Below are 1,889 nucleotides of genomic sequence, written 5' to 3' on the forward strand. Positions count from 1 at the left end.
TCTGTCGGTGCAGCCGAAGGAAGACACCGCGCTGGTGCGCGGCGTCAACCTGATCCGCCGTCACCAGAAGCAGACCCAGTCCCAAGAGGGCGGGATCATCACCAAGGAAGCGCCGATCCACCTGTCGAACATCGCGCTGGCCGACCCCAAGGACGGCAAGCCGACCCGCGTCGGTTTCACCATCCAGAAGGACGGCAAGAAGGTGCGCGTCGCCAAGCGTTCGGGAGAAGTCATCAATGGCTAAGGCTGAAACCAAGCAGGCGGCTGCCAAGAACGAGCCGCGCCTCAAGAAGGTCTATAACGAGACCATCCGCAAGGCGCTGCAGGAGCAGTTCGGCTACGACAACGACATGCAGGTTCCGCGCCTCGACAAGATCGTGCTGAACATGGGCGTCGGCGAGGCGACCGGCGATTCGAAGAAGCCTTCGGTCGCGGCCGAGGACCTCGCGATGATCGCCGGCCAGAAGGCCGTCGTCACCCGCGCCCGCAACTCGATCGCCGGGTTCAAGGTGCGCGAGAACATGCCGATCGGCGCCAAGGTCACGCTGCGCAAGGAACGCATGTACGAGTTCCTCGATCGCCTCGTGAACATCGCGCTGCCGCGCGTCCGCGACTTCCGCGGGCTGAACCCGAAGAGCTTTGACGGCCGTGGCAACTATGCCATGGGCATCAAGGAACACATCGTGTTCCCGGAGATCAACTACGACAAGGTTGATCAGGTCTGGGGCATGGACGTCATCGTTTGTACGACGGCGAAGACGGACGACGAAGCCAGGGCTCTGCTCAAGGCTTTCAACTTCCCCTTCCGCCAGTAACGGCAGCGAAAAAGGAAAAATCTGAAATGGCAAAGACCAGCTCAGTCGAGAAGAACAACAGGCGCCGGAAGCTTGCGGACCAATATGCCGCCAAGCGCAAGGCACTGAAGGCCATCGTCATGGATCAGTCCAAGCCGATGGAAGAGCGTTTCCGCGCCCAGTTGAAGCTGTCGGCACTGCCGCGCAACTCGGCCAAGATCCGCATCCGCAACCGCTGCGAAGTCACCGGCCGCCCGCGCGCCTACTATCGCAAGCTCAAGGTTTCGCGTATCGCGCTTCGCGATCTTGGCAACAACGGCCAGATCCCGGGCCTGGTCAAGTCGAGCTGGTAAGGAGGACATTGAGATGTCATTGAGCGATCCTCTCGGCGATATGCTGACCCGCATCCGCAACGCCTATGGCCGTAAGAAGTCGAGCGTCTCGACCCCGGCTTCGCGTCTGCGCACCCGCGTCCTCGACGTGCTGAAGGCAGAAGGCTATATCCGCGACTACAGCCAGACCGACTTCGAGAACGGCAAGTCCGAAATCGAGATCGAGCTGAAGTATTTCGACGGCGCGCCGGTCGTGCGCGAAATCGCCCGTGTCTCGAAGCCGGGCCGCCGCGTCTATGTCTCGGCCAAGTCGATCCCGCAGGTCGCCAACGGCCTCGGTATCGCCATCCTTTCGACGCCGAAGGGCGTGATGGCCGACCACGAAGCGCGCGAGCAGAACGTCGGCGGTGAAATCCTCTGCCAGATCTTCTGATCTGGCGCGTGATATCGAAAGCGGTATCCGGTTTTCGGGAATGCTCGAAAACTGGACCCTGAACCTAGAGAAGTGACGAGGACAACAAAATGTCTCGTATTGGAAAGAAACCCGTTTCGCTGCCGCAGGGCGTGACCGCGACCGTCAACGGCCAGACCGTGACGGCGAAGGGCCCCAAGGGTGAGCTGAAGTTCGTGGTCAACGACGAAGTGCTGGTCAAGCTGGAAGGCACCGAGATTGCCGTCCAGCCGCGCGACCAGACAAAGACCGCCCGCGCCAAGTGGGGCATGTCGCGCACGCAGATCGTCAACATCCTGCAGGGTGTGAAGG

Annotated in this window: 5 protein-coding genes; all 5 read left to right on the forward strand. The window is 61.3% G+C overall.

The features are described 5' to 3' along the window. Positions 1–244, forward strand: a 244-nt coding sequence (rplX, locus tag EN742_RS33590) for a 50S ribosomal protein L24 (RefSeq protein ID WP_128333809.1), incomplete at its 5' end; no start/stop codon positions are given. Continuing rightward, positions 237–815, forward strand: a complete 579-nt coding sequence (gene rplE / locus EN742_RS33595; RefSeq protein ID WP_126054441.1) for a 50S ribosomal protein L5 — start codon at positions 237–239, stop codon at positions 813–815. The genes rplX and rplE, both read left to right, overlap by 8 nt. A gap of 26 nt (positions 816–841) precedes the next feature. Beyond that, on the forward strand, positions 842–1,147 hold the full coding sequence (gene rpsN / locus EN742_RS33600) for a 30S ribosomal protein S14 (RefSeq protein ID WP_126054442.1): 306 nt from the start codon (positions 842–844) through the stop codon (positions 1,145–1,147). 13 nt (positions 1,148–1,160) lie between these two features. Beyond that, complete coding sequence (gene rpsH / locus EN742_RS33605) at positions 1,161–1,559, forward strand: 30S ribosomal protein S8 (RefSeq protein WP_126054443.1); 399 nt, start codon at positions 1,161–1,163, stop codon at positions 1,557–1,559. A gap of 89 nt (positions 1,560–1,648) precedes the next feature. Next, a partial coding sequence (gene rplF / locus EN742_RS33610) for a 50S ribosomal protein L6 (RefSeq protein WP_128333810.1) occupies positions 1,649–1,889 on the forward strand: 241 nt, incomplete at its 3' end.

Source organism: Mesorhizobium sp. M4A.F.Ca.ET.020.02.1.1 (genome assembly GCF_004022645.1).
Classification (GTDB): Bacteria; Pseudomonadota; Alphaproteobacteria; order Rhizobiales; family Rhizobiaceae; genus Mesorhizobium.

Excerpts from the sequence above, each read along its gene's own strand:
- rpsH (WP_126054443.1), top strand. The coding sequence starts at position 1,161 with ATGTCATTGAGCGATCCTCTCGGCGATATGCTGACCCGCATCCGCAAC.
- rplE (WP_126054441.1), top strand. The coding sequence starts at position 237 with ATGGCTAAGGCTGAAACCAAGCAGGCGGCTGCCAAGAACGAGCCGCGC.
- rpsN (WP_126054442.1), top strand. The coding sequence starts at position 842 with ATGGCAAAGACCAGCTCAGTCGAGAAGAACAACAGGCGCCGGAAGCTT.